The following is a 25,652-nucleotide window of genomic DNA, read 5'->3' on the forward strand; positions in this document are numbered from 1 at the left end:
GTGATGGCAAGGACACCATCCTTGAGACGGATAGCTACGGTGGGGTAATTGATACCCTGAGTTTTGACCAGGCGATCACCCCCGACCAACTCTGGTTCCGCCGCTCCGATTCCAATCTGGAGGTCAGCGTCATCGGTACTGCCGATTCGGTAACCATCCAGAACTGGTACTCCGGTTCGGCCTATCGGGTGGAGCAGTTCAAGGCGGCCGATGGCAAGACGTTGCTCGACAGCCAGGTGCAAAGCCTTGTGGATGCCATGGCGGCGTTTTCGCCGCCAGCAGCAGGGCAGTTTGAGCTGCCGGATAACTACAAAGAGCAGCTGTCGCCGGTGATCGCGGCAAATTGGCAGTGATGTGAAGGGCGCTTGGGAGAGCGCTCTCCTTGAAATGCAACGAGCCCCGGCCGATTGGTCGGGGTTCGTTGTTTCGGGGGTTTCCCTCACCCCGGCCCTCTCCCAGGGGGAGAGGGGGAAGGCGTGCGGCTTACTTGCCGTACACCGGCAGGCGGGCGCAGACGGCCTTGACCTTCTCGCGCACGGCGTCGATCACCGACTCATCGCCCAGGTTGCCGAGGATGTCGCAGATCCAGCCGGCCAGTTCGCGGCACTCGGCTTCCTGGAAGCCGCGGGTGGTGACGGCCGGGGTGCCGATGCGCAGGCCGGAGGTGACGAAGGGCGAGCGCGGGTCGTTCGGCACCGAGTTCTTGTTCACGGTGATGAAGGCGCGGCCCAGGGCGGCGTCCGCATCCTTGCCGGTGATTTCCTGCTTGATCAGGCTGAGCAGGAACAGGTGGTTGTCGGTGCCGCCGGAGACGACGTCGAAGCCACGCTCGAGGAAGACGCCGGCCATGGCCTGGGCGTTCTTGATCACCTGCTGCTGGTAGGTCTTGAACTCGGGTTGCAGGGCTTCCTTGAAGCACACCGCCTTGCCGGCGATGACGTGCATCAGCGGGCCACCCTGGGCACCGGGGAAGACCGCCGAATTGAGTTTCTTCTCGATGGCTTCGTTGGCCTTGGCCAGGATCAGGCCGCCACGCGGGCCGCGCAGGGTCTTGTGGGTGGTGCTGGTGACCACGTCGGCGAAGGGCACCGGGTTGGGGTAGACGCCCGCGGCGACCAGGCCGGCGAAGTGGGCCATGTCGACGAACAGGTAGGCACCCACGGCATCGGCGATGGCGCGGAAGCGGGCGAAGTCCAGCACCTGGGAGTAAGCGGAGTAGCCGGCGACGATGACCTTGGGCTTGTGCTCCTGGGCCAGGCGCTCGACCTCGGCGTAGTCGATCAGGCCCTGCTCGTCGATGCCGTACTGCACGGCGTTGTACAGCTTGCCGGAGGAGGAGACGGTGGCGCCGTGGGTCAGGTGGCCGCCGTGAGCCAGGCTCATGCCGAGGATGGTGTCGCCGGCTTCGATCAGCGCCAGGTACACGGCAGAGTTGGCCTGGGAACCGGAGTGCGGCTGGACGTTGGCGTAGTCGGCACCGAACAGCTGCTTGGCGCGGTCGATGGCCAGTTGCTCGACGACGTCGACGTATTCGCAGCCACCGTAGTAGCGCTTATGCGGATAGCCTTCGGCGTACTTGTTGGTCAGCACCGAACCCTGGGCCTCCATGACCGCCGGACTGGTATAGTTTTCCGAGGCGATCAGCTCGATGTGATCTTCCTGGCGCTGGGCTTCCTGCTGCATGGCGGCATGAAGGTCGGCGTCGAAGCGGGCGAGGGTGGTTTCACGGCTGAACATGGCGGCAGGGTCCCCTGAGGCATGGCAAGAGCGAGCCCGGTCCGGGCTCGTGAAAGCCGCCATTCTACCCCATCGAAGTAAGCCTGAGGTATGAGCGCCGGTCATGCACCGGCGCCACAGGTCTCATGTGAGGACCGGGAACAGCCCCTGGCGCTCGAGGCGTTTGCGCAGTTGCTCCGGGGGCAGCGGGCGGTCGAACAGGAAGCCCTGGACCTCGTCACAGCCATGGGCGCAGAGGAAGTCGAGCTGCGCCTGCTCCTCCACCCCTTCGGCGATCACCGAGAGGTTGAGGCTGTGGGCCATGGCGATGATGGCCCGGGCGATCTGGGCATCCTGCTCGCCATGGGGCAGGCCGTCGACGAAGCTGCGGTCGATCTTGAGGATATCGATGGGGAACTGCTTGAGGTAGTTGAGCGACGAGTAGCCGGTGCCGAAGTCGTCCACCGCGATGCACAGGCCCAGGTTCTTGAGTTCGCCCAGCAGCATCAGGGCCTCGCCGACGTCACGCATCAGGATGCTCTCGGTCAGCTCCAGCTCCAGGCAGGCCGGGGCCAGGCCGGTTTCGGCGAGGATCTGGGCGATGCGCTGGCCGAGCTGGCCGTCGTTGAACTGGCGGGCGGAGAGATTGACCGAGACCTTGGGGATGCGCACCTTGGCCGCGTGCCATTCGCGCATCTGCCGGCAGGCCTCGCGGATCACCCAGTCGCCCACCTGGACCACCAGGCCGATCTCTTCCAGCACCGGGATGAATTCGGCCGGGGAGACGTGGCCGCGCACCGGGTGCTCCCAGCGCAGCAGGGCCTCGACGCCGGTCAGGCGGCCGTTGTCGCAACGGTATTGCGGCTGGTAGTGCAGGCGGAATTCACCCTGCAGCAGGGCGTGGCGCAGGTCGGCCTCCAGTTCCAGGCGCTCCAGGGCGCGGGCGTTCATCTCGGCTTGGTAGAACTGGAAGTTGTTCTTGCCCATCTCCTTGGCGTGGTACATGGCCGTGTCGGCGTTCTTCATCAGCTGGCTGAGCTCGTGGCCGTCCTGGGGCGAGAGGGCGATGCCGATGCTGGCAGAGACGAAGAATTCGCGGCCCTCGAGGATGAAGGCGTCGGACAGCTGGGCGAGGATCTGCTCACCGACGCGGATCGCCTGGGCGAGGGCGGTTTCGCGGCTTTCCAGGCCGGACAGCAGCAGGGTGAATTCGTCGCCGCCCATGCGCGCCACGCTGTCCTCGGTGCCGACGCAGGCGGTCAGGCGCACGGCCACTTCCTTGAGCAGGCGGTCGCCGGCGGCGTGGCCGAGGGAGTCGTTGATCGGCTTGAAGCGGTCGAGGTCGAGGAACATCAGCACCACCCAGCTGCCGTTGTGGCGGCTCTGCTGCAGGGCGTTGTGCAGGCGATCCTGGAACAGGGTACGGTTGGGCAGCAGGGTCAGGGCATCGTAGTAGGCGAGGCGGTGGATGCGCCGCTCGCTGGCCTTGCGCTCGCTGATGTCGACGAAGAAGCAGACGTAGCTCATCAGGTCGCCGTCGTCGTCACGGATGGCGGTGATGCCGACCCAGGAGGGATAGGGCTCGTTGTCGTGGCGGCGCTGCCAGAGTTCGCCTTCCCAGCTTTCCTCGGTACGCAGTTGCTGCATCACGTGCTGCAGCTGGTTGGCTTCCTGTTTGTCGGCACAGAGCATCATCGGCTGCTGGTCGAGTACCTGCTCGGGGGTGAAGCCGGTGATGCGGGTGAAGGTACGGTTGACGCGGACGATGTAGCCGGCCGGGTCGGTGACCAGGATGGCGCCGGCGGAGTGGTCGAACACCGTCGCTGCCATCCGCATGTCCTTGTCCGTGCGGCGCTGGGCGGAGATGTCGCGGCAGACGCCGAGCAGGCCGGCGAAGCGTTCGTGCTCGTCCCACAGCGGCTTGAGGCGCAGCTCGATCTGCAGGGTGTGGCCGGCGGCGTGCAGGCAATCGAGCACCTGGGGGGCGAAGCGTTCCTGGCGCAGCACGGACAGCGCGCGCGGGTCGTCGAGGCTGCGCATCAGGTGTTGCAGGGTACGGCGGAATTCCTGCAGCTGGCGGGTATGGACCACCAGGTCGGTCAGGCGCCGCTGCTGCAGGTCGGCGATGGGATAGCCCAGCAGCTCCTCCACCGAGGGGCTGATGTAGCTGAGGACCAGCTGGGCATCGGTGGTGAAGATGACATCGCTGATGCTCTCGGCCAGTTGGCGGTAGCGGTTCTCGCTGTCGCGCAGGCGGTCGCTGGCGCGCACCATGTCGGTGACGTCCAGGGCCAGGCCGACCACGCTGGCCGCAGTGCCGTCCGGGCGGCTGGCGAGGCGCTGCTCGCGGACGTCGAACCAGCGCCAGCCGCCGTTGCGATGCTGCCAACGCAGCAGGCTGTTGCTCGGCTGGTCGGACAGCGTCGGCCGCATGCTCACCACCCGGGCGTGCAGCTCGGCGTCGTCCGGGTGCAGCCGCTCGCGCCCGAGGCTGGTGAAGGCTTCGGGCGAATAGCCGAGCTTGAGCGCCAGTGGATGGCTCTCGTAGGTCAGCTCGCCACTGGCCACGTCGTAGGTATATAGGGTGTCGGGCGTGGCGCTGATCAGGTTGGACCAGAAGGCGTCACGCTCCAGCAGGCGCAATTCGCCGAGCTTGCGCTGGGTGATGTCGTTGAGACTGAGCAGGGTGGCATCGAGGTGCTGGGGATCGGCCGGCAGGTGCATGGTCAGCCACAGATAGCGCTCGCCCGCGGCGCTGTCGATGCGGGTTTCCAGCTCCAGCACCTGCTGGCCGGAGAGCAGACCTGCCAGCAGCCGGTAGCGCTTGCCACCGGGTTGCACACGGGAGTCGCCCACCAAGCGGTCCCAGGCCTGGTCCAGCTGGTCGATGCCGAGCATCTCCAGCGCTCGCTGGTTGATCTCGGTGATGCGAACCCGTTGGCCGAGAAATTCCAGCGCGTCGGGCTGGGTGGCGAAGAGGGTGGCGAGCTGCTCCGGCGTGTCGATGCCCAGCGTCTGCAGGGCCAGGTGGAGTTCGCTCAGGTCGACCACGCAGATGCCGGTATGGACGCCGTTGAAGATGCTCTCGTAGCGCTGCCGGGTGGTCTGGATGGTTTCCAGGTTGCGCTGCTGCTCGGTGACGTCGCGCAGCACCCAGACGAAGCCGTCCTGCACCTGGGTGCGATCGCGCAGCACCCGGGCGCTCGGCTGGCTGTCGGCCAGGGCATGGCAACTGATGGCGAAGCGCCGGGGCTGCTCGTCCACCCAGAGGGTGACCAGCGGCTGGCCGCCGGCTTCGGCGTGTGCCGGGGCGACCAGCTGTGGCAGCAGGCTGGCCAGGTAGTACTGGGAGGCGTCGCTGGGGGAGACGCCGAGCACGCGTCCGGCGGTGGCATTGACATAGACCAGGCGTCCATCGGCCTGGGTCATGCAGACGAATTCCTCGATGCCGTTCAGTGCCGTGCCGGCCAGCCGCAGGCTGCGCCGCGAAGCCTGGGTCAGCGCCCGCAGGCCCTGTTCTTCGCGCAGCAGCAGGTGCAGCAGTACGCCGGTCACCAGACCGAAGAGGGTGAACAGGGCCAGGCGGCCGAAGGAGTCCGGCAGCCGCAGGCCGGATCCGCTCGCGGCGGAATAGGCGGCGACCACCTGCCAGTCGGTGTAGGCTAGGTCCTGGCGAACCGGGTCATTGGGTAGCGCGGTCGTCGACGGCTCGGTGGAAAACACCGGCGTGCCCCGGGTGCGATCTTCCAGACGCCAGATCAGGCCTTCCAGCAGGCGTGTCTGCCGCCAGAGGGGCTCGTCCAGCGGTGCGCTGGTCAGCACCCACCAGCCCTGTTGCAGGTCCGGGTCGCCGGCCAGCAGTAGGTAAAGGGGGGCGGCGGCCGAGGGGTCATAGTCGTAGTGGAAGTCCGCCCGGCCGGCGCGGTCGATCAGTTGCTGCACGAAGGCGGCATCCGCCGCGTCGGCGAGGCGCCCGGCGCGCAGGGTGGGGTTGGCCGGCAGCCAGCGCACCTCGCGCAGGCCGGGGAAGAAGTCCTTGAGGCTCAGCAGGCGATTGGGGGGCAGGGGCAGCGTGGGATCGAGGGACCAGCGCAGGGTACTGCGCACCGCCTGGGCCTTGAGCGCCAGGCCGAATTCGAGGGTATTGGCCAGTTGCCGCGTCATGCTTTCCAACTGGTCACGGCGCATGGTCTCGCGCTCGGCCATGCCGGCGAGGGCCTGCCAGAACATCATCGCCAGCATCACCACCAGCGACAGGACCAACAAGCCGCGGGTCAGACGGCGCGGCGAGGGAGCGATCGGCTCTTCCGGCAAGGTGGAGGACGGGCTGTTCACGGCAGACTGCTTTCCTGCGGGAGCGTGGGCCATTCGGCTGCGCCCGGTTCCGCGGGGCAGGGGTGGCCTATGATAATGTGCCAGGCAGTGCACCTGCCTGCTTTTTCCGCGGCTTCACCCGGGTGCTTTCGTCGCCCGGGGTTTCGACAGCGTTGTCCGCTGCCGCCATACTGTGTCCCCTGTTTTTTCATTCCGGTCCCAAGGTCCAACCATGGCTCAATACGTCTACACCATGCATCGGGTCGGCAAGGTCGTGCCGCCCAAGCGTGAAATCCTCAAGAACATCTCCCTGTCGTTCTTCCCCGGCGCCAAGATCGGTGTGCTGGGTCTGAACGGTGCGGGCAAGTCCACGCTGCTGCGCATCATGGCCGGCGTCGATACCGAGATCGAAGGTGAAGCGCGACCGATGCCTGGTATCAATGTGGGTTATCTGCCACAGGAGCCGAAACTTGATCCCGAGCAGACGGTTCGTGAGGTGGTCGAGGAAGCCGTTGGTCAGATCAAGCAGGCCCAGGCGCGCCTGGACGAGGTCTATGCCGCCTACGCCGAACCGGATGCCGACTTCGACGCCCTGGCCGCCGAGCAGGCCAAGCTGGAGGCCATCCTCCAGGCCGCCGACGGCCACAACCTGGAGCGCCAGCTGGAAGTCGCCGCCGACGCCCTGCGCCTGCCGGCCTGGGACGCCAAGGTCGGCGTGCTCTCCGGTGGCGAGAAGCGCCGCGTGGCACTGTGCCGCCTGCTGCTGTCGGCTCCCGACATGCTGCTGCTGGACGAACCCACCAACCACCTGGACGCCGACTCGGTGGCCTGGCTGGAGCACTTCCTGCACGACTTCCCCGGCACCGTGGTGGCCATCACTCACGACCGCTATTTCCTCGACAACGTCGCCGGCTGGATCCTGGAACTGGACCGCGGCCAGGGCATCCCCTTCGAGGGCAACTACTCCGGCTGGCTGGAATCCAAGGCCGCGCGCCTGACCCAGGAAGCCAAGCAGGAAGCCGCCCACGCCAAGGCCATGAAGGCCGAACTGGAATGGGTGCGCTCCGGCGCCAAGGCCCGCCAGTCCAAGTCCAAGGCCCGCCTGCAGCGCTTCGAGGAAATGCAGTCCCAGGAATTCCAGAAGCGCAGCGAGACCAACGAGATCTACATCCCTGCCGGCCAGCGCCTGGGCGACAAGGTCATCGAGTTCAAGAACGTCAGCAAGGGCTATGGCGATCGCCTGCTGATCGACGACCTGAGCTTCAGCGTGCCCAAGGGCGCCATCGTCGGCGTCATCGGTGGCAACGGCGCGGGCAAGTCGACCCTGTTCCGCATGATCATGGGCAAGGAGCAGCCGGATTCGGGCAGCATCGAGATCGGCGATACCGTGCAGCTGGCCAGCGTCGACCAGAGCCGCGAGAACCTGTCCGACACCAAGACCGTCTGGGAGCAGGTGTCCGATGGCTCGGACATCATCAAGATCGGTAACTACGAGGTGCCTTCGCGCAGCTACGTCGGTCGCTTCAACTTCAAGGGCGCCGACCAGCAGAAGTTCGTCAAGGACCTCTCCGGCGGTGAGCGCGGTCGCCTGCACCTGGCGCTGACCCTCAAGCAGGGCGGCAACGTGTTGCTGCTGGACGAACCGTCCAACGACCTGGACGTGGAAACCCTGCGCGCCCTGGAAGATGCCCTGCTGGACTTCCCCGGCGCGGCCATCGTGATCTCCCACGATCGCTGGTTCCTCGACCGCATCGCCACCCACATCCTCTCCTACGAGGATGACTCGAACGTGGTGTTCTTCGAAGGCAACTACACCGAGTACGAAGCCGATCGCAAGAAGCGCCTGGGCGAGGCCGCGGCCCAGCCCAAGCGGGTCAAGTACAAGAAGCTGGCTTAAACGTCAGCAGAAACGCCGGCAGGGAAACCTGCCGGCGTTTCTTTTTGTCTTTCGCTATATACCTCATGCTATAACGCTCGAAACGGACCCGTTCCGCTTGGTTTCACGATCAGGCCGGCACGCCGAGGATCACATGAGACGCCTTGAATACCGCCGTGGCGGCGACGCCCGGAGCCAGCTGCAGCTCTTGCACCGCGTCGCGGGTGACCATGGCCACCACGCGGCTGCCGCCGGGCAGGGCGATGCAGACCTCGGCATTGACCGCGCCATCGCTGACGCTCTCGACCGTGCCGGCCAGGCAATTGCGCGCCGACAGGCGCAGGCCGCTATCGGCGGTCATCACCATCACCCAGGGCGCCTTGACCAGGGCCACGGCCGGCTGGCCCGGCGCCAGGCCCAGGCTGGTGACGCTGTCCAGGGTAACCACCGCCACCAGCTCGGTACCGCCTGGCAGCGCCAGGGTCACCTCCGCATTAACCGCGCCTTCGCGCACCTGGCTGACGGTTCCCTGGAATACATTGCGGGCACTGACCTTCATGGGATTTCGCTCCTGAACGTTGGGATGGAAGAGGCAAGGGGCGCCACTCTAGGTCGGAGCGTTGTAGTCATACAACCCGAGCGCCGGGGGTGTCCGCCATGAGCGCCTCGCCCTTCATCGCCCATCTGTCGCTGGAAAGCAGCGTCGGCGCCGAGCTGACCCAGACCCGTATCCGCCTGCTGGAGGCCATCGCCGCCACCGGCTCCATCAGCCAGGCGGCCAAGCGGGTGCCGCTGTCCTACAAGGCGGCCTGGGATGCGGTGGACCAGATCAACAACCTTTCCGCGCAGCCCCTGGTGGCGCGCAGCGCGGGCGGCAGCGGCGGTGGCGGCACCCGGTTGACCGACTATGGCCAGCGCGTGGTGGCCTTCTATCGCGCCCTGGAACAGCACTACCAGACCACCCTGAACCAGGTGGCGGCCGGACTCGACGAGGCCAGCCGCACCGAGGTGGCGGATTTTCGCCAGTTGCTGCTCAACCTCAACTGGCGCAGCAGTGCTCGCAACCAATTTTCCGGCGAGGTCGCCGCCCTCGCACACAGCGACGTGGAAAGTGCCGTGACCCTGCGCCTGGACGACGCCACCGAACTCACCGCCCTGGTCACCCGCGAAAGCGCCGAGCAGCTACGTCTGGCGCCGGGGCGGGCCGTGGTGGCGCTGGTCAAGGCCTCCGCGGTGCTGATCGGCACCGAACCAGGCCTGCGGCTGTCGGCGCAGAACCAATTATGGGGCGCGGTCGAGCGGGTCCACGAAGGGCCAGTCAACCATGAGGTGGTCCTGGAGCTACCAGCGGGCCGCCGGATCACCGCCACCCTGACCGCCGCTAGCAGTCGCCAGCTGGGGCTCGTCCCCGGGTTGGCCGCCTGCGCCTGTTTCAGCGCCGCCAGTGTCTTGCTGATGAGCGCGTCCTGAATCCCACCCTGAGAGAATCTCCGCATGACGTCCCTCCGTTTGTCCCTGCTCTGTGGCCTGGTCGCCAGTACCCTGGCCACCTCCGTCCTCGCCGACGAGGTCCAGGTGGCCGTGGCCGCCAACTTCAGCGCGCCGCTCAAGGCCATCGCCGAACGATTCGCCCAGGACACCGGCCATCACCTGGTCATCTCCAGCGGCGCCACCGGCCAGCTCTATGCCCAGATCAGGAACGGCGCACCCTTCGAAGTCTTCCTCTCCGCCGACGACAGTACCCCGGTCAAGCTGGAAGGCGAGGGTGCGGCGGTCAAGGGGTCGCGCTTCACCTATGCCATCGGCACCCTGGCGCTCTGGTCGCCCAAGGCTGGCTATGTGGATGGGAAGGGCGCGGTGCTCAAGCAGAATGGTTTCGCGCACCTGGCCGTCGCCAATCCCAAGACGGCCCCCTATGGCCTGGCGGCTACCCAGGTGCTGGACAAGCTGGGCCTGACCGAAGCGGTCAAGACCAAGCTGGTGGAAGGCCAGAACATCACCCAGACCTACCAGTTCGTCGCCACCGGCAATGCCGAGCTGGGCTTCGTCGCCCTGTCGCAGATCTACCAGGATGGCAAGGTCAAGGAAGGCTCGGCCTGGATCGTGCCGGCCGAACTCTATGAACCCATCCGCCAGGACGCCGTGCTGCTGGAGCCGGGTAAGGATCAGGCGGCGGCCAAGGCGCTGCTGGCCTATCTCAAGGGCCCCCAGGCGGCCGCGGTGCTCAAGGCCTACGGCTACCGGCAGTGACGCCATGAGCCTGACCGCGGCGGACTGGGCGGCGATTCGCCTGACCCTGGAACTGGCCAGCGTGACCACCCTGCTGCTCCTGGTACTGGGCACGCCCATCGCCTGGTGGCTGGCGCGCACCCGTTCCTGGCTCAAGGGGCCCATCGGCGCCTTGGTGGCCTTGCCCCTGGTGCTGCCGCCCACGGTGATCGGTTTCTACCTGCTGTTGGCCATGGGGCCGGAGGGTTGGGTGGGGCAGGCGACCTCCGCCCTCGGGTTGGGGCGGCTGCCCTTCACCTTCGCCGGGCTGGTGGTGGGTTCGCTGTGCTATTCGCTGCCCTTCGTGGTGCAGCCGCTGCAGAACGCCTTCGAGGCCATCGGCCCGCGCCCCCTGGAGGCGGCGGCCACCCTCAGGGCCAGTCCGCTGGACACCTTCTTCCATGTGGTGCTGCCGCTGGCGCGTCCGGGTTTCATCACCGCCGCCATCCTCGGCTTCGCCCACACCGTGGGCGAATTCGGCGTGGTGCTGATGATCGGTGGCAATATCCCCGGGCGGACCCAGGTGGTCTCCACCCAGATCTTCAATCACGTGGAAGCCATGGAGTATGCCCAGGCGCACCTCCTGGCCGGGGGCATGCTGGCCTTCTCCTTCGTGGTCCTGCTGCTGCTCTACGGGCGCCGCGGGCGGTCGGCCTGGACATGAGTCTCGCGGCACGTTTCGAACTGCGCCATGCCGGCTTCGTGCTGGACGTGGACCTGGCCTTGCCCGGCAAGGGCGTCACCGCGTTGTTCGGCCCCTCGGGCTCGGGCAAGACCAGCTGCCTGAGATGCGTGGCCGGCCTCGAACCCACTGCCCGCGGCCGGTTGGTGGTGGCGGGGGAGACCTGGCAGGACAGCGAGCGCGGGCTGTTCTTGCCGCCGCACAAACGCGCCCTGGGCTACGTCTTCCAGGACGCCAACCTGTTCGAGCACCTGGACGTGCGCCGCAACCTGCTGTTCGGTTGGCGGCGGGTAGAGCCCGTCGAACGTCGACTGGAGCTGGAGCAGATCGTCGAGTTGCTGGGCATCGAAGGGCTGCTCACCCGGATGCCGGCGCGCCTTTCCGGTGGCGAGCGCCAGCGGGTCGGCATCGCCCGGGCGCTGCTGACCAGTCCGCGGCTGCTGCTGATGGACGAACCCCTGGCGGCCCTGGACGCCGAGCGCAAGGCGGAGATCCTGCCCTATCTGGAACGCCTGACCCGCGAGCTGGCGCTGCCGATCCTCTATGTCAGCCATGCCCCCGACGAGGTGGCGCGGCTGGCCGATCACCTGGTGCTGCTGGAGCGAGGTCGGGTGCTGGCCAGTGGGCCGACCACCGAGGTACTGGCGCGCCTGGACCTGCCCATCGCCCTGGCCGAGGACGCCGGGGTGGTGCTGGAGGGACGGGTACTGGGCCATGATCCGGACTACGGCCTGCTCAGCCTGGGCCTGGCCGGCGAGCAGCGCGTGCTGCTGGCCCATGCGCCGCTGCCGCCCGGCCAGCCGCTGCGCATCAAGGTGCTGGCGCGGGACGTGAGCCTGAGTCTGGAACGCCAGCACAGCAGCATTCTCAATGTGCTGCCGGTCACCGTCGCCGAGATCGCCCCGACCCGCTCGCCGGCCCAGGTGCTCTTGCGCCTGGACCTGGGCGATAAGGCGCTGCTGGCACGGATCACCCGCTATTCGCTGGAGCGCCTGGCGTTGCAGCCGGGAAGTCGGGTGTGGGCGCAGCTCAAGTCGGTGGCGGTGCTGGCGTAGTAGACTACTTGCGTCTTAGCGTACGGTAGACTTTGTGTAAGAGGTGGTCTGCCGCAACATCCCGGAAATCGCCGTCCGACATTAGTCGACTAAAAATATCTTCGTTGCCCTCCATACGGTCGATCACTAAACCCTCGAACGCCTTGCGGAACACATAGCCGAAGTCTTCCAACGAGTTGGCATTGACCGCCTTCTCCAATTCCTCGTTGGCAACGGCTTCTGCCTCGATCTGATCGAAGAAAAGTTGGTCAGCCTCGGTGAAGTTGGTGCCGAAGCGCTCGTTAAGTGCTTTGACCAATTCGGACAGCGGCACTTCCTCGTCTCCGGGCTGACCTGTGCCCACGTCGCTTGGGCCTTTCAATGCCTTCGCTTCACCTTGTGCTAGGTCGATGCTGCCTTCGCTGATCTTCTGCAGGCGGTAATACTCCAGGCTGACCTCATCGTCCACCTGATAGCCGGGGCCGCTGGCATCGCGCGGCAGTTTGGTCAGGAGGAAGCGTAGATAGGTGTAGAGGCGCTCAAGCTCCGAGTCCTGATAGGGCATCACTTGCGAGAGGAAACCGTACAGGTTGCGGAAGCTTACCAGCAGCCCCTTGCATTCGAGCTGCTCCTCTTCCTCTAGCTGCTTGAATCGCTCCACCGCCAGGTCGAGCAGGCCGTTCATCTTAGCCTGATCGTGAACACTCTCCTTGCGTTTGCCGGTGAAATACAAGTTGCAGTAAGCATTCACCTCGTCGGAATAGATTATTTGCAGCTCTTCTATCTGGTGTTGCAGACGATAGAGATGTTGCGGATCGGTCATCCCCTCGTAAGGTGTTTCACCGTAATAAGGCTTGAAAGCCTTGAAGATCTCTTCGGGCCGGTTGCGAAAATCGAGTACGAAGGTATCTTCCTTGCCAGGTGCCATGCGGTTAAGCCGTGAGAGGGTCTGCACGGCCTGAATGCCTGAGAGCTTCTTGTCCACGTACATGGTGTGCAGCAGCGGTTGATCGAAACCGGTCTGGTATTTTTCTGCCACCAGCAGGACGCGATACTCCTCGCCGGCGAAGGTTTCCGGTAGCTCGCGTTCGGAAATGCCGCCGTTCATGCCAACCTCGGTAAAACTCTGATCGGGAAGCTTGGGGTCTTCCACGCTGCCGGAAAAGGCCACCAGCGACTTCACGTCGGTATAGCCCTTCTTGGCGATGTAGGCGTCGAACGCTAGCTTGTAGCGCACCGCGTGCAGGCGCGACTCGGTCACTACCATGGCCTTGGCACGCTGGCCGATCTTGTGCCGCACATGAGCGCGGAAATGCTCAACCATCACTTCGGTTTTCTGATTGATGTTGTGCGAGCTCAATGTCACGAAGCGCGCCAGCGCCAGCGCTGCTTTCTTGCGCTGCACCTGAGGGTCGTTGGCGGCGGATTGGGTCAGCTTGTAGTAGGTCTGGTAGGTGGTGTAGTGCGCCAGCACATCAAGGATGAAACGCTCCTCGATAGCCTGACGCATACCGTATTTGTGAAAAGGTGCCTTGCCCGTTGGCCCCGGCTCGTCGAAGACGTGCTTGGTCTTGTATTTGGGTGTGGCGGTGAAGGCATAGAAGCTTATGTTGCTCTGACGCCCTCTTTTGAGCATTTCCCGCAGGATACCGTCGCTTTCCTCGTCGGGGTTCTCCACTTGGTACTGCGCGGCGGCCTCCTCGATGCCGTGCTGGTTGAGCACGTACTTCATGTCCATCGCTGTTTCGCCGGACTGCGAGCTGTGCGCCTCGTCGACGATCACTGCATAGCGCTTGCCCTCGGTGCTAATCGCCAAGACGTTAGGGTTGCCCTGTTGATTGAGCTTTTCCAGGGTTTCACTGACGAAGGGAAATTTCTGCAGAGTAGTGATGATGATGGGCGTGCCGTTGGCTAGAGCTTGTACCAACTGCTTGGTGTCCTCGTCGATCTTCTTGACCACCCCCTGCTTGTGCTCGAACTGGTAGATGGTGTCCTGTAGTTGCTGATCCAGCACGCGACGGTCGGTGATGACCACCACCGAGTCGAACACCTTGTCATCCTGCGCGTCATGCAGGCTGGACAAGCGATGCGCCAGCCAAGCGATGGAGTTGGACTTGCCCGAGCCCGCTGAGTGCTCGATTAGGTAGTTATGCCCACTGCCATGCGCTCGGCTGTGGCTGAGCAGTTTGCGCACTGCGTCGAGCTGGTGATAGCGCGGGAAGATCATGCTTTCCTTGCGGATCTTCTTGATCGCGCCATCGACGAGGATGCGCTTCTCGTCCTCCTGCAGGTGCATGAACTGCCCGATGATCTCCAGCAGGCTGTCGCGCTGCCACACCTCGCGCCACAGGTAGCTGGTGCGGTAACCACCGTCGGCTGCCGGTGGGTTGCCGGCACCGGTTTCCGTCGCTGTGATAGGGCAACCCAGATTGAACGGCAAGAACACCGTCTTGCCACCGGATAGACGCGTGGTCATGAACGCTAGATCCTGATCCACGGCGAAATGCACCAGGGCGCGTTTCTTGAACTCGAAGAGCTTCTCCTGCGGGTCGCGCTGGTGCTTGTACTGCAGCTTGGCGTCCTCGACGCTCTGCCCGCTCAAGGCGTGCTTCAGCTCGGCGGTGACGATGGGTAGGCCATTAATGAACAGCACCAGATCCAGCGACTTGTTGTCCTTCTCGGAGAAGTACAACTGGCGCGTCACCGATACCTGGTTCTGCGCGTAGAGCGCCAGGGTATCCGGGTTCAGGCTATTGCTCGGGGCGAAGAAGGCCACACGCAGCAGCTTGCCGTAGCACTTGAAGCCGTGGCGCAGCACCTTGAGCATGCCCTTGGTATCCAGCTCCTTGCACAGACTGTCGAGCAGCAGCTTTTCGCAGTCATCGCCCTGGATGGCTTGCAAGGCTTGCCAGGTCTTGGGCTGGGTGCGCTGGATGAAGTCCAGCACCTGCTTGGGTTCCAGGGCGCGAGCCGTGTCGTAATCCTGGCTATGGCCCTGGCGGAGCCCGCCCTCGTGCAAGAGGGAATATTCGATGGCGTCTTCAAACTGCGCTTCGCTGTGCTTTTTGGCCACGGTCGTTCCTTGTGTAAAGCGGTAGGGCGCTGCCGGATGGAGTGACATCCATATGTATGAAAGGCTGGCTCAGCCTTTCATACAGGGATTTATATGTAAGCTTTCATGGCTTTTTCTTACATATGGTTTTCTGTGTGTAAGGCAGTCTGCTTCAGGCCATGAACAGATCGAAATAGCGCTTGAACAGGTACAGCCGGTTACGCCCGTAGCCTGTGGTTTCCACCAGGACATTCAAGCCTTCGAGCTGCCTGACCAGGGCGGTGGCGCTCTGGTGGGTCAGGCCGAGCACCTCGGCGGCTTCGCCAATGCTGAGCATGGGCCGCTGGTACAGGTGCAGCAGCAGACGCTTGGCGTTTTCCGCCCGCTTGCCAAGCATGAAAATCTGATGCTCCACCTCCTGGCGCAGAGCCATGATGGCCATGAAGGTGTTCTTGCTGCTGGTGGCGGTTTCCACTACGGCAGTGAGGAAGAAGCGTAGCCAGTGCAGTAGATCATTGGAACTGCGCACCACGGTCAGGGCATCGTAATAGGCACCGCGATTACGCTCGAAGAAGTCCGATAGATACAGCGCCGGCTTATGCAACAGCCCCTTGTCCACCAGATACAGGGTGATAAGCAAACGGCCGATGCGCCCGTTGCCGTCGAGAAAGGGGTGGATGGTCTCGAACTGATAGTGGCTCAGGGCAATGCGGATCAGATCTGGCACCTGCACCTGCTCGTTGTGCCAGAACTTTTCCAGATCGCCCATCAGCTCCGCCACCTCGTTCGGGTGCGGTGGCACGAATACGGCATTGTTCAGATTGCTGCCGCCGATCCAGTTCTGCGAGGTGCGAAACTCCCCCGGCAGCTTGTGATCACCACGCACACCCTGCATCAGCACCGCATGGGTCTGCTTGAGCAGGCGGATGGACAGCGGAAGTTGCTCGAGGTCCGCGACGGCAGTGTTGATCGCCTCGATATAGTTCTGCACCTCCTGCCAGTCGTCACGCTTCTCTGGCGCCACCTGCTCCTTGCGCATCAACGCCTCGTCCATCTGCGTCTGGGTGCCTTCGATGCGGCTTGAGGTATTGGCCTCCTTGGCGATATGCATGCGGATGAACAGATCCACGTCCGGCACCATCAGCGACAGCGCATTGAGCTCCGCCAACGCCCGCGAGGCACGTTCCAGCAGGGTATTGAGTTGCGGGTCGAGCCACTGGATCGGCGTCGGTGAAAAGCTCTTGTACTGGTACTGCTGCAGCCAGTGGCCGGAGTGGAGCTGTTCGACTTGCATCAGGCGACTTCCTTGTCTGGTTCGGGTTCTTCGGCGGCTGTCGGCGCTTGCCAGTCGCGCACATCAATCTGGCCGGTCACGGCGGCGGTGATCAGAGCGGTGCGGTATTCCTGCAGCGCTTCGATTTCTTGGATGGCCAAATCACTCAATCGATTACAGCGCTTCATCTGTTGCTGAATATGAAGAACGATTTCTTGCTGTTCTTCCAACGGAGGCAGGATATGGCGAATGGATTTCAGATCGGCGAGAGAGAAACGTCCCCGAGTCGCTTCGACAGATACAAGCCTGACCAAGTGGCGACCGTATTCTGAATTGAGCAAAAAACAGAGGTACTCGGGATCTGCAGTGCGCTTGTCGACTTTGATGCGAACCACGTCCTGGGTGACGATACCGCTCGGCTGGTCTAGCGGATAGACACAGGCATCTCCAGGTGGGTCGCCGACCTTTGCGAGCAAAATGTCACCACCATCAACGCGACAAAAATCCAGTTGCCTGGCTTTTTCTTCTGTTACGTATTTATCGGATTTTCTCTGGAAGCCAGTGTCCTTTACATCACCTGAGTAAATGACAGGTACACCTTCATCGACCAATTCGGTGGTCAAGAGATCACTACCAAAGGGGCCGTTGACAAAGCTGTTGCGGTCATCAGTCGAGAGATAGTTAAGCTTCTGGTTGCGCTTCCAATGATCAGGGATGTTTCCAAGCCATTTCTGTATGCATGTCCCAGCCAATGCATAAGTATTGAGCCCTCTGGTAACGGTCAGTGTAATGATCGCGATACGTTGCTCTTGAAGTTTTTCGATTAATTCTCGTTTTTTTTCGATCAGACGGTCGATCTGCGCTGTCTTGTGGTCAAGAAAGTTAGCGATATTTCTTTGCTCGTCAAGGCTAGGTAGGCAAAGCCAGTAATCTCCCAGGTCATACTGAGTGATGCTGGGGATTGCTGTTTGGGTTGCTAGTTTCTCGTAATGAATGGTTGTTGAAGAATAATAAAGATAACGTCCAAAAACACCTGGCTGGATGATGCTGTAAAACATCGTGTCCACTGTCCAGAAACTGCCGATTATATGTAAGGGTTTGTCGATAGTGCCCTTTCTTCCAAAGAGTACCGACTCACCGTCATATAGGAAATCAGAAGCCCATGTGAACTGGCCGCCAGAGCCAATAACCGGAAACCCTTCATCGTTTTCGACTTCTTTATAGTCGCGACCATTTTGTATGGCCGTCATAAATTTCAGTCGGCGAACCTCCCAGCCTTCTGGAATAGTTGGTAGCCACTCAACTCCTGAGTCCCTGTATTCCGGATACGCCCGATACCCCATCAAACCACCTCACTGAGCATGGTCAAAATCTCGCTTTCCAGTGCCTTGATCTCCGCCTCGATTTCCTCCAGCGGACGTGGGGCTTCGTACTGGTAGAAGTGACGATTGAAGGGAATTTCGTAACCCACCTTGGTCTTGTCGAAGTCGATCCAGGCATCCGGGCGATAGGGCAGCACTTCGCGGGCCAGATAGTCCTGGCAGTGCTGGCGCACCAGCGCGAGCAGCGCGCTCTTGTCCACCTTGCCCTTGTTGGCGCTGCTCTCGTAATCCAGTGGCAGGGGCATGGCGATATCGGCGGGCAAGGCGACGTTCTCGGTATCGCGCAGGTCGGCATCCGGCTCGGGTTTGCCATTCACGTCACGGCAAATATCCGCCTCCGGGTCTTGTTCACCGAGGGCGCACTTGGCCAGCAGGGCTTTGATCAGCGGTGCGCTCCAGCCCGTGCCGCTGTCCTTGAAGGCGGCTTTGAGCAGCGTGGCGAAGGCCTCTCGGTTGCGCATTGGTTCAGTGCCCACCAGGCGCGTCTGCAAGCTAGTCAGCACATCGAGGATGGCGGCTTGCTGTGCCTGGCCTGCGGCAATTTCGGCGGCCATACCGGCCTTGTCCTTGCGCTTCTTGCTGACGGCCAGGTTGACGAAATAGCTGCTGGCCTTGACCTGTTCGATGCGTGCGTCAGTTACGGCAAAGTTCAGACGCAGGGGGCGCTCGACGGTGATCTTCAGGTAGCCAAAGTCGCGGTTGTCGAACACCTTGCTAACCAGGATGCCTTTGTTCGGGTCGCGCTTTTTCTTGCGGTCGGGTTCGATATTGGTCTCTATTTCGCCCAGCGTCAGGCTCCGCTCGTGCTGGAAGGCGCCGTGGATACGTTCCAGCAGGTCGATATGGTTGGGCTCGTAAGAGCTATTCTCCGTTGGGCCTTCGCCGAGCTTCTTGCGTTTGTCGCCCAGGCTCTTTTTCATCTTCCAGGCAAATTCGCTGGCGTTAATCAGTTGCACCTTACCCTTGCGCCGCTCGCTCTTGCGGTTGGTCACGATCCAGATATAGGTGGAGATGCCGGTGTTGTAGAAGAGTTGATCGGGCAGGCCGACCACGGCCTCCAGCCAGTCGTTCTCGATGATCCAGCGGCGGATATTGCTCTCGCCGCTACCGGCGTCGCCGGTAAACAGCGGCGAGCCGTTAAATACCACGGCTATGCGTGAACCGGCACCCGCTTCGCCGCCTTCGGCTACGCCGGGTACGCGCTTGCTGATCATATGCTGGAGGAATAACAGGGCGCCGTCATTGATGCGCGGCAGGCCCGCCCCAAAGCGGCCGTTGAAGCCTAGTCGTTTGTGCTCCTCGGTCACATAGTCCTGCTCGGGCTTCCATTCCACACCGAAGGGTGGGTTGGCCAGCATGTAGTGAAAGGTTTCATCTGGGTGGCCATCGCCATCGATCACGCCATCCTTTTTCCGCCCGGTGCCTAGAGTGTCGCCGAACACGATATGGTTCGTATTCTCGCCTTTGATCATCAGATCCGAGCCGCAGATGGCATAGGACTCGGGGTTGTACTCTTGGCCGTAGAGCTCGACGTGGGCACGTGGGTTTGCCATGAGGATATGTTTTTCCGACTCGGAGAGCATGCCGCCTGTGCCGCAAGTGGGATCGTAGATGCGGATCACCTTGCCAGGCATGTAGACATCTTCCTGCCCATTGAACAGCAGGTTGACCATTAGCTTGATTACTTCGCGAGGGGTGAAGTGATCCCCGGCTTCCTCGTTTGCCTGCTCGTTGAAGCGCCGCACAAGATCTTCGAAGATATAGCCCATTGCCATATTGGGAACGCGACTAGGGTGCAGATTGATGGAAGCGACGGCCTGGATGACCTGGAAAAGCCGATTGGCCTCTTCGAGCTTGTCGATTTCGACGCCGAAGTTGAACTTATCGAGGATCTTGCGCGCTTTGCTGGAGAAGCTTGCCATGTAGTTGACGAGGTTGCGCGCCAAGTTGTTCGGATCAGCCAACAGGGTCTTGAATTTGAATTCACTGGTGTTAAAGAAATTTAGCTCGAACTTGCGGCAAATGATGTTCTCGATGGTTTCTTCATCGTATTTGCCGTTGCTCTTGTATTTTTTATACTCGGCTAGCACTTCATCCTTGCTGGCTTCCAACACGCAGTCCAGGCGGCGCAGTACGGTCAGCGGAATCATCACCCGGCGGTATTGTGGCGGGCGGTAAGGGCCGCGCAGCAGGTTGGCGATGTCCCAGATGAAATCGCTGTGTTTTCTGTAAAGCTCTTGATGATCCACTCGTGTTCCTTTGATGACGCAACTCAATAGCCGCTAGTTTAACGCGATGCTAGGCCTTAAGCCGCTCCAGCAGGAAATCCACCAGCACCCTGACCGCCGCCGGCAACTGGCGATCCGGCGGATAGAGCAGCCAGGCGGTGCCCTGGTAGGGGCCGAGGTATTGCCAGTCGGGTAGCACCCTCAGCAGGCTGCCGTCGGCCAGACCGGCTTCGGCGGCGAAGGCCGGCAGGCAGGCGATGCCGAGGTCGGCGAGGGCGGCTTCCAGGCGCACGCCGCTGTGGTTGCAGGCCAGGCGGCCGCGCACCGTCACGCTTTCCACCCGGTCGCCGCGGCGCAGTTGCCAGCGCTGGTCGCCCGGGGTTTCGCCCAGGTAGAGGCAGTCATGCTCGGCCAGCGCCTGGGGCTGCTGGGGCATGCCGTGGCGCCGAAGATAGGCCGGACTGGCGCAGAGCACGAAATCCATCTGCCGCAGCGGGCGGGCGACGAAGCCGGCGGGCGGCTGCTCGGTGATGCGCACCAGCAGGTCCTGGTCGTCGGCGATGGGGTCCAGTGGGCGGTCGTCCAGGCGCAGTTGCAGATCCACCTCGGGATAGCGCTGGAAGAAGTCCGGCAGCAGCGGCGCGATCAAGCGATAGCCGACTGCCTTGGGCACCGCCAGGCGCACCTGGCCGCGGGGTTCCTCGCGATGTTGCTGGCCGCTGTCCAGGGCGGCGCCGGCGGCGGCCAGCAGTTGGCGGCAGTGGCCGAGCACCTCGCGCCCGGCTTCGCTGAGGCGCAACTGGCGGGTGGTGCGTTGCAACAGCCGCACCCCCAGCTCTCGTTCCAGGCGGGCGACCTGGCGGCTGACCGCCGAGGGCGTGGCGTCCAGCAGTCGGGCGGCGGCGGTGAAGCTGCCGGTCTCCACCACCTTGGCGAAGGCGACCATGCAGGGGAGCAGGGGCAGGGCGCGCAGGAGATCCATGCCTGATTCCAGGGAAGTAATGGGCCAGGGGATGCTGGCATTACTTCTCTGAGGGAACAAGAGTTATACCGGCTGCTTGGCTTATGGTCAGGGTCGATGCGAGGCACACTGGCGCCCTGGTTCGCGGAGAAGTCGCCATGGCGCAACGTTCCACCTTCGGCCTCGCCGAAGGCCTGCTGCTCGCCACTGCTTTGGTCTGGGGCACCAGCTACGCCGTGGTCAAGGACGCCGTGATGCTCTATCCGGTACTGGGCTACCTGGCGCTGCGCTTCTGCCTCACCGCGGCGCTGCTGCTGCCCACGCTGCGGGGCGAGGGCCGGCGGGCCTGGCGACCAGGAATACCAACCGGCCTGCTGCTGCTGGCGATCTTTCTCGCCGAGACCTTCGGCGTGGCCCTGACCAGCGCCAGCAACGCTGCCTTTCTCATCAGTCTCTGCGTGGCCCTGACGCCCTTCGCCGAATGGTGGTTGCTGGGCCAGAAGCCCGAACCCCGGGCGCTTGGCGCGGCGGCCCTGGCAGTAGTGGGCGCCGGTCTGCTCACCCGGGGGATCACCCTGAGCTTCAACCTGGGCGACGGCTTGATCCTGCTGGCGGCGCTGCTGCGCGCGGTGAACGTCTGCGTGGTGCGGCGCCGGCTGCAACGCGCCGCCGCGCCGGTCCCGGCCCTGGCACTGACCGCGGTGCAGACCGGCGTGGTGGGCCTGGCCTGCCTGCTGCTGTTCGCCCTGGGCCCGGGACTGACGCCGCTGCCGGTGCAACCGGGCTTCTGGCTGGCCACCGGCTACCTAGTGCTGTTCTGCACCCTGGGCGCCTTTCTCGCCCAGAACTACGCCCTGGGCCGCACCAGCGCTACCCGCGTCGCCCTGCTGATGGGCGCCGAGCCGCTGTTCGGCGCGCTGTTCGCCGCCTTCTGGCTGGACGAACGCCTGGGCCTCTGGGGCTGGTTGGGCGGTCTGCTGATCGTCATCGCCTCGCTGTGGGGGACGTTGCCGCGGCGGGCGCCAGACTACTCGAACACGATCCGCGGGAAATAGAAGCCGACCACCCAGTTGGGCACGTCGACGATCTCGCTGATGCGCAGATCGCCACAGACCGAGCAGAGCAGATAGGCCTGCTCCGCCGACAGGTTGCGGGTCTGTCCGAGCCAGTCGATGGCGCCGCTGACGGCCATGCGCGCCGCGGCCAGCAGGTCCGGTCCGACGCCCGTGAAGACCTCGTAACCAGCGCCGTCCAGGTGCCGGGTAACCGGCCCCGGGGTGCTGAAGCGCGGCATGGCCAGCGGCTGCTGCTTGATCAGCTCGAAGGTGGCGGTGACCGCCATGGCGGTCTCGATGGCGGTGCCGCAGACCTCGCCATCGCCCTGGGCGGCATGGGTGTCGCCAATGGAAAACAGCGCTCCGGCCACTTCCACCGGCAGGTAGAGGGTAGTGCCGGCGGCCAGGTCGCGGATGTCCAGGTTGCCGCCCACCCGCCGCGGAGGCACCACCGAGTGCAGGCCCGACGCGGCGGGGGCCACCCCCAGGGTGCCGGCGAAGGGCTTGAGCGGGACCCGCGCCAGATCGCCGAAGGCGGCTGGCGTCTGACCGGTACGGTCGTACTGCCAGAGTTGCAGCACCGGGGTGGGAAACTGGTCGGCGAGCAGGCCGAAGCCGGGGATGTTGGCGGTCCAGCCAAAGCCGCTGGGGATGAAGCTGTCCAGCGTCACCTTGAGCACGTCGCCCGGCTCGGCGCCCTCGATCCACAGCGGACCGCAGACCGGATTGACCCGTTCGAAGGGCAGGGTGGCGATGTCGGCGGCGCCAGAGTGGGCGTGGAAATGGCCGTCCGCCGCATCGCGACAAGCGAAACTCACTGTGTCACCCGGCGCGACCTCCAGCGCCGGGGCGAGGCTATGATCCCAGCCGCAATGGCAGTGCTGGCTGTGCAGGGTCTTGATCATCTGGAGCCTCCGCGGACGGTCTATGCCTAGTGGACGACGTCATTGGCCTTGAATTCGGTGCTGCGACCGCTGAGCTTGAGGAAGGCCAGCACGGCCAGCCCCAGCACCATCCAGCAACCGCCTCCGACCTTGGCGTAGACATCGGCATTGAACAGCACATAGGCGAGGATGACGAAGCCGACCAGCGGGATCAGGGCGTGCAGCAGCGGGCGACCGGCGCCGCGGTGATGCCAGGCCACTGCCACATGCAGGAGCAGGAAGGCGGTCAGTGCACCGAAGTTGCACATGGACGCCAGCAGATTGATCTGACCGACGAAGAACAGGCCCAGCACCAGGCTCAACACCGCCACCAGCAGGATGGCGCGTTGCGGCACGCGGGTGACCGGATGGATGTGCCGCAGGAACTGCGGCAGCTGGCGGTCGCGGGCCATGGCGAACAGCAGTCGCGAGGTGGCGGCCTGGGCCACCAGGGCGTTGGCGATGGCGGCGCCGATGGCCACCGCCAGGGCGATCACTACCTGCAGCCAGGGCCCGGCGATCAGCCGGCCGATCTCGTAGAAGGCGTTGTTGGAGGCGTCGGCGTCGGGGTACTGGATCAAATTGGGCTGCAGCAGCGCGGCCAGCCAGGTCTGTACCATGAACAGCGCGGCTACCAGGGTCAGGGCCAGCAAGGTGGCGCGACCCACCACGCGGCTACCGCCCCGGGTCTCTTCGGAGAGGGTGGAGATGGCGTCGAAGCCAAGGAAGGACAGCACCGCCACCGAGAGGGCGCTGAAGATCAGCGGCAGGGAGAATTCCTGGGGGTTGTACAGTGGCTTCAGACTCCACTCGGCGCCATTGACCCCGCGGCTGATGGCCAGGGACGCCAGCACCACGAACACCAGCAGCACCGCCAGCTGGCCATAGAGGAACAGGCGGTTGGCGCGGGCGGTGGTCTCGATGCCACGCAGGTTGACCAGGGTGTTGAGGCCGACGAAGAACAGGATCCACAGCGGTTGGGGAATCGCCGGGATGACGTTGGCCATGGCGTTGGCGCCGATGACATAGAGCAGGGTGGGCACCAGCAGGTAGTCCAGCAGGATGGCCCAGCCGGCGAGAAAGCCCAATGCCGGATGCAGGCCGCGGCCGACGTAGGTGTAGACCGAGCCGGCGACCGGGAAGGCGCGCGACATCTGCTGGTAGCTGACCGCGGTGAACAGCATGGCGATGAAGCCGATCAGGTAGGTGAGGGGCACCATGCCATGGCTGGCATCGAACACTCCGCCGAAGATGGAAAAGGGCGCGATGGGCACCATGAACACCAGGCCGTAGATGAGCAGGTCCTTCAGCCCGAGCTGGCGCTTGAGTTCCTGGGTGTAGCCGAAGCGGGCGAGGTCGGCGGCGTCGCCGGACGGAGCGTGCTGAGTCATGGGGGCATCCTCGAAGGGGCGGGGTGAGCTCGACTCTAGGCCAGCGGCCAGACAGGCCCCATCCGTAAAAGTGCTAGGTTTGCAGGAACTTCGGGCAACTGGCAGAGGCTTTGCATTCTTTCTCCCATCGCGACCCCTGGGGGAATTCCAAGATGCATGCCGATCTGCTCACTGTCAGCAGCCGTCTCGCCGAGCTGCCCAGCCTCGACGCCTGCCTGGACGCCGTGCAGGACACCGCCGACGGCTTCGGCTGCAAGGCGCTGATCTACGATTACGCGCCGGTTCCTCTCAGTCACGAGGGCGTGCTCATCACGCCCTCGGTGTTCAAGGTACGCAATGCGCCCGCGGACATGCAGGCCTTCTGGTGCGAACGCGGCTACTACCAGATCGATCCCGTGCAGCAGTGCGCCAGCCGCCGTGCCACGCCCTTCGTCTGGTCGTTTCGCTCCGAAACCCGCAGCCCCCTGCGCGAGTACCTCGGTGATAGCCATCGCCCGGTTACCCGCTACGTCTGTGACAGCGGCCTGGCCACCGGGGTGACGGTGCCGCTGCACCTGCCCGGCGGCGCCTTCGCCACCCTCACCGGCATCCTCGATACCGACGCCCAGGACGCCGAGGCTACCGGAGAAGCCTGCCTGGGCGCCTTCCTGGTATTGGCCCATGCCTTCCAGGCCCGGGCCGACGAACTCCTCGCCCCGGCCGAGCGCCGCTGCGGGCAGATCCGCCTGACGCCGCGCGAGCGCGAATGCCTGCAATACTCGGCCAAGGGCCTGACCGCCAAGCGCATCGCCGCGACGCTGAACCGATCCACCGCCACGGTCAACCTGCACCTCAACTCCGCGGCCCGCAAACTGGGAGCGCGCAACAGGGTCGAGGCGGTGGTGCGGGGGTTGCACTATCGGCTGGTGGAGGTCTGAGCGACTTGGCCGGATCCGTGGGCCGTTCGACCTTGTGCCACCCCCGCCGCGGCCCGACACTGGAGCCTCAACTGCCCAGGAGTGTCCCATGAGCGCTGCCCGTCCTCCCGTTCCGCCTTTCACCCTCGAATCCGCCCGGCAGAAGGTCCGCGCCGCCGAAGACGGCTGGAACGGCCGCGATCCGGCCAAGGTGGCCCTGGCCTATACCGCCGACAGCCGCTGGCGCAATCGCAGCGATTTCCTCCAGGGCCGTGCCGCCATCGAGGCCTTTCTCACCCGCAAGTGGCAGCGCGAGCACGAATACCGGCTGATCAAGGAGCTCTGGGCCCATGACGGGGCGCGCATCGCCGTGCGCTTCGCCTACGAATGGCGGGACGCAGACGGCCAGTGGTACCGCGCCTACGGCAACGAGAACTGGCACTTCGATGACCAGGGCCTGATGGCCGAGCGCCACGCCAGCATCAACGACCTGCCGATCAGCGAAGCCGAGCGGCTGTTTCACTGGCCCCAGGGGCGGCGACCCGACGACCATCCCGGCTTGAGCGACCTGGGTCTCTGACCGACGGCGGGCGGCTATCCC

At 64.0% G+C, this 25,652-nt stretch carries 19 protein-coding genes; 9 read left to right on the plus strand and 10 right to left on the minus strand.

Annotated elements, in window-relative coordinates:
• A partial coding sequence (locus RND78_RS17100; protein ID WP_312730525.1) for a calcium-binding protein occupies nt 1-353 on the plus strand: 353 nt, incomplete at its 5' end.
• 130 nt (nt 354-483) lie between these two features.
• On the opposite strand, the gene glyA is transcribed toward RND78_RS17100, so the two are convergent.
• Nucleotides 484-1,737, minus strand: a complete 1,254-nt coding sequence (gene glyA, locus RND78_RS17105) for a serine hydroxymethyltransferase (protein ID WP_312730526.1) — start codon at nt 1,735-1,737, stop codon at nt 484-486.
• A gap of 123 nt (nt 1,738-1,860) precedes the next feature.
• On the minus strand, nt 1,861-6,051 hold the full coding sequence (locus RND78_RS17110) for an EAL domain-containing protein (protein WP_312730527.1): 4,191 nt from the start codon (nt 6,049-6,051) through the stop codon (nt 1,861-1,863).
• A 211-nt stretch (nt 6,052-6,262) separates the two neighbouring features.
• Here RND78_RS17110 and ettA point away from each other — a divergent pair, with 211 nt between their 5' ends.
• On the plus strand, nt 6,263-7,927 hold the full coding sequence (gene ettA, locus RND78_RS17115; protein WP_312730529.1) for an energy-dependent translational throttle protein EttA: 1,665 nt from the start codon (nt 6,263-6,265) through the stop codon (nt 7,925-7,927).
• A 109-nt stretch (nt 7,928-8,036) separates the two neighbouring features.
• Here ettA and RND78_RS17120 read toward each other — a convergent pair whose 3' ends face one another.
• On the minus strand, nt 8,037-8,465 hold the full coding sequence (locus tag RND78_RS17120) for a TOBE domain-containing protein (RefSeq protein WP_312730531.1): 429 nt from the start codon (nt 8,463-8,465) through the stop codon (nt 8,037-8,039).
• Nucleotides 8,466-8,563: 98 nt separating this feature from the next.
• Between RND78_RS17120 and RND78_RS17125 the strand changes: the two genes are divergently transcribed.
• Genes RND78_RS17125 through modC form a run of 4 tightly spaced genes read left to right on the plus strand, consistent with a single transcriptional unit; the run spans nt 8,564 to nt 11,911 of the window.
• Entirely contained in the window at nt 8,564-9,376 is an 813-nt protein-coding gene (locus RND78_RS17125) for a TOBE domain-containing protein (protein ID WP_312730532.1), read from the plus strand.
• A 24-nt stretch (nt 9,377-9,400) separates the two neighbouring features.
• Nucleotides 9,401-10,156 (plus strand): molybdate ABC transporter substrate-binding protein, encoded by a 756-nt coding sequence (gene modA, locus RND78_RS17130; protein ID WP_312730534.1) that lies wholly within the window; start codon nt 9,401-9,403, stop codon nt 10,154-10,156.
• Nucleotides 10,157-10,160: 4 nt separating this feature from the next.
• Nucleotides 10,161-10,838, plus strand: coding sequence for a molybdate ABC transporter permease subunit (modB, locus tag RND78_RS17135; protein ID WP_312730536.1), 678 nt, complete (start codon nt 10,161-10,163; stop codon nt 10,836-10,838).
• Entirely contained in the window at nt 10,835-11,911 is a 1,077-nt protein-coding gene (modC, locus tag RND78_RS17140; protein ID WP_312730537.1) for a molybdenum ABC transporter ATP-binding protein, read from the plus strand. Before modB ends, modC begins: the two co-directional genes overlap by 4 nt.
• Before the next feature lie 4 nt (nt 11,912-11,915).
• Here modC and RND78_RS17145 read toward each other — a convergent pair whose 3' ends face one another.
• The 5 genes from RND78_RS17145 to RND78_RS17165 form a co-directional block, all read right to left on the minus strand.
• The gene (locus tag RND78_RS17145) at nt 11,916-14,963 is read right to left on the minus strand and encodes a type I restriction endonuclease subunit R (RefSeq protein ID WP_312730538.1); all 3,048 of its coding nucleotides are present in this window, start codon (nt 14,961-14,963) and stop codon (nt 11,916-11,918) included.
• A gap of 151 nt (nt 14,964-15,114) precedes the next feature.
• Nucleotides 15,115-16,236 carry a Fic family protein gene (locus RND78_RS17150; RefSeq protein WP_312730540.1) on the minus strand — a complete coding sequence of 374 codons (1,122 nt, stop codon included), beginning with the start codon at nt 16,234-16,236 and terminating at the stop codon, nt 15,115-15,117.
• The gene (locus RND78_RS17155; protein WP_312730542.1) at nt 16,236-17,558 is read right to left on the minus strand and encodes a restriction endonuclease subunit S; all 1,323 of its coding nucleotides are present in this window, start codon (nt 17,556-17,558) and stop codon (nt 16,236-16,238) included. The genes RND78_RS17150 and RND78_RS17155 overlap by 1 nt, the downstream gene beginning before the upstream one ends.
• Nucleotides 17,558-19,846 (minus strand): class I SAM-dependent DNA methyltransferase, encoded by a 2,289-nt coding sequence (locus RND78_RS17160; protein WP_312730544.1) that lies wholly within the window; start codon nt 19,844-19,846, stop codon nt 17,558-17,560. The genes RND78_RS17155 and RND78_RS17160 overlap by 1 nt, the downstream gene beginning before the upstream one ends.
• A gap of 49 nt (nt 19,847-19,895) precedes the next feature.
• A complete protein-coding gene (locus RND78_RS17165) occupies nt 19,896-20,807 on the minus strand; it encodes a LysR family transcriptional regulator (protein WP_312730547.1) in 912 nt (303 codons plus the stop codon).
• Nucleotides 20,808-20,944: 137 nt separating this feature from the next.
• Between RND78_RS17165 and RND78_RS17170 the strand changes: the two genes are divergently transcribed.
• On the plus strand, nt 20,945-21,841 hold the full coding sequence (locus RND78_RS17170; protein WP_312730549.1) for a DMT family transporter: 897 nt from the start codon (nt 20,945-20,947) through the stop codon (nt 21,839-21,841).
• Here RND78_RS17170 and RND78_RS17175 read toward each other — a convergent pair.
• Nucleotides 21,814-22,746 (minus strand): acetamidase/formamidase family protein, encoded by a 933-nt coding sequence (locus RND78_RS17175; protein ID WP_312730552.1) that lies wholly within the window; start codon nt 22,744-22,746, stop codon nt 21,814-21,816. The genes RND78_RS17170 and RND78_RS17175 overlap by 28 nt on opposite strands.
• A gap of 26 nt (nt 22,747-22,772) precedes the next feature.
• Nucleotides 22,773-24,155 carry an APC family permease gene (locus tag RND78_RS17180; RefSeq protein ID WP_312730555.1) on the minus strand — a complete coding sequence of 461 codons (1,383 nt, stop codon included), beginning with the start codon at nt 24,153-24,155 and terminating at the stop codon, nt 22,773-22,775.
• A gap of 152 nt (nt 24,156-24,307) precedes the next feature.
• On the opposite strand from RND78_RS17180, the gene RND78_RS17185 reads away from it, so the two are divergent.
• Together RND78_RS17185 and RND78_RS17190 are read left to right on the plus strand one after the other, a co-directional pair.
• Nucleotides 24,308-25,072, plus strand: a complete 765-nt coding sequence (locus RND78_RS17185) for a LuxR family transcriptional regulator (protein ID WP_312730558.1) — start codon at nt 24,308-24,310, stop codon at nt 25,070-25,072.
• 88 nt (nt 25,073-25,160) lie between these two features.
• On the plus strand, nt 25,161-25,631 hold the full coding sequence (locus RND78_RS17190) for a nuclear transport factor 2 family protein (protein WP_312730561.1): 471 nt from the start codon (nt 25,161-25,163) through the stop codon (nt 25,629-25,631).
• Nucleotides 25,632-25,652: the final 21 nt, after the last annotated feature.

The sequence above is a fragment of the Pseudomonas oryzihabitans genome (assembly GCF_032027545.1).
Lineage (GTDB): Bacteria > Pseudomonadota > Gammaproteobacteria > Pseudomonadales > Pseudomonadaceae > Chryseomonas > Chryseomonas oryzihabitans_F.

Coding starts and splice junctions, on each gene's coding strand:
- modC (WP_312730537.1), top strand. CDS start 10,835: ATGAGTCTCGCGGCACGTTTCGAACTGCGCCATGCCGGCTTCGTGCTG.
- ettA (WP_312730529.1), top strand. CDS start 6,263: ATGGCTCAATACGTCTACACCATGCATCGGGTCGGCAAGGTCGTGCCG.
- RND78_RS17190 (WP_312730561.1), top strand. CDS start 25,161: ATGAGCGCTGCCCGTCCTCCCGTTCCGCCTTTCACCCTCGAATCCGCC.
- RND78_RS17155 (WP_312730542.1), bottom strand. CDS start 17,558: ATGGGGTATCGGGCGTATCCGGAATACAGGGACTCAGGAGTTGAGTGG.
- RND78_RS17175 (WP_312730552.1), bottom strand. CDS start 22,746: ATGATCAAGACCCTGCACAGCCAGCACTGCCATTGCGGCTGGGATCAT.
- modB (WP_312730536.1), top strand. CDS start 10,161: ATGAGCCTGACCGCGGCGGACTGGGCGGCGATTCGCCTGACCCTGGAA.
- RND78_RS17185 (WP_312730558.1), top strand. CDS start 24,308: ATGCATGCCGATCTGCTCACTGTCAGCAGCCGTCTCGCCGAGCTGCCC.
- RND78_RS17180 (WP_312730555.1), bottom strand. CDS start 24,155: ATGACTCAGCACGCTCCGTCCGGCGACGCCGCCGACCTCGCCCGCTTC.
- RND78_RS17170 (WP_312730549.1), top strand. CDS start 20,945: ATGGCGCAACGTTCCACCTTCGGCCTCGCCGAAGGCCTGCTGCTCGCC.
- RND78_RS17150 (WP_312730540.1), bottom strand. CDS start 16,236: ATGCAAGTCGAACAGCTCCACTCCGGCCACTGGCTGCAGCAGTACCAG.
- RND78_RS17120 (WP_312730531.1), bottom strand. CDS start 8,465: ATGAAGGTCAGTGCCCGCAATGTATTCCAGGGAACCGTCAGCCAGGTG.
- glyA (WP_312730526.1), bottom strand. CDS start 1,737: ATGTTCAGCCGTGAAACCACCCTCGCCCGCTTCGACGCCGACCTTCAT.
- modA (WP_312730534.1), top strand. CDS start 9,401: ATGACGTCCCTCCGTTTGTCCCTGCTCTGTGGCCTGGTCGCCAGTACC.
- RND78_RS17125 (WP_312730532.1), top strand. CDS start 8,564: ATGAGCGCCTCGCCCTTCATCGCCCATCTGTCGCTGGAAAGCAGCGTC.
- RND78_RS17165 (WP_312730547.1), bottom strand. CDS start 20,807: ATGGATCTCCTGCGCGCCCTGCCCCTGCTCCCCTGCATGGTCGCCTTC.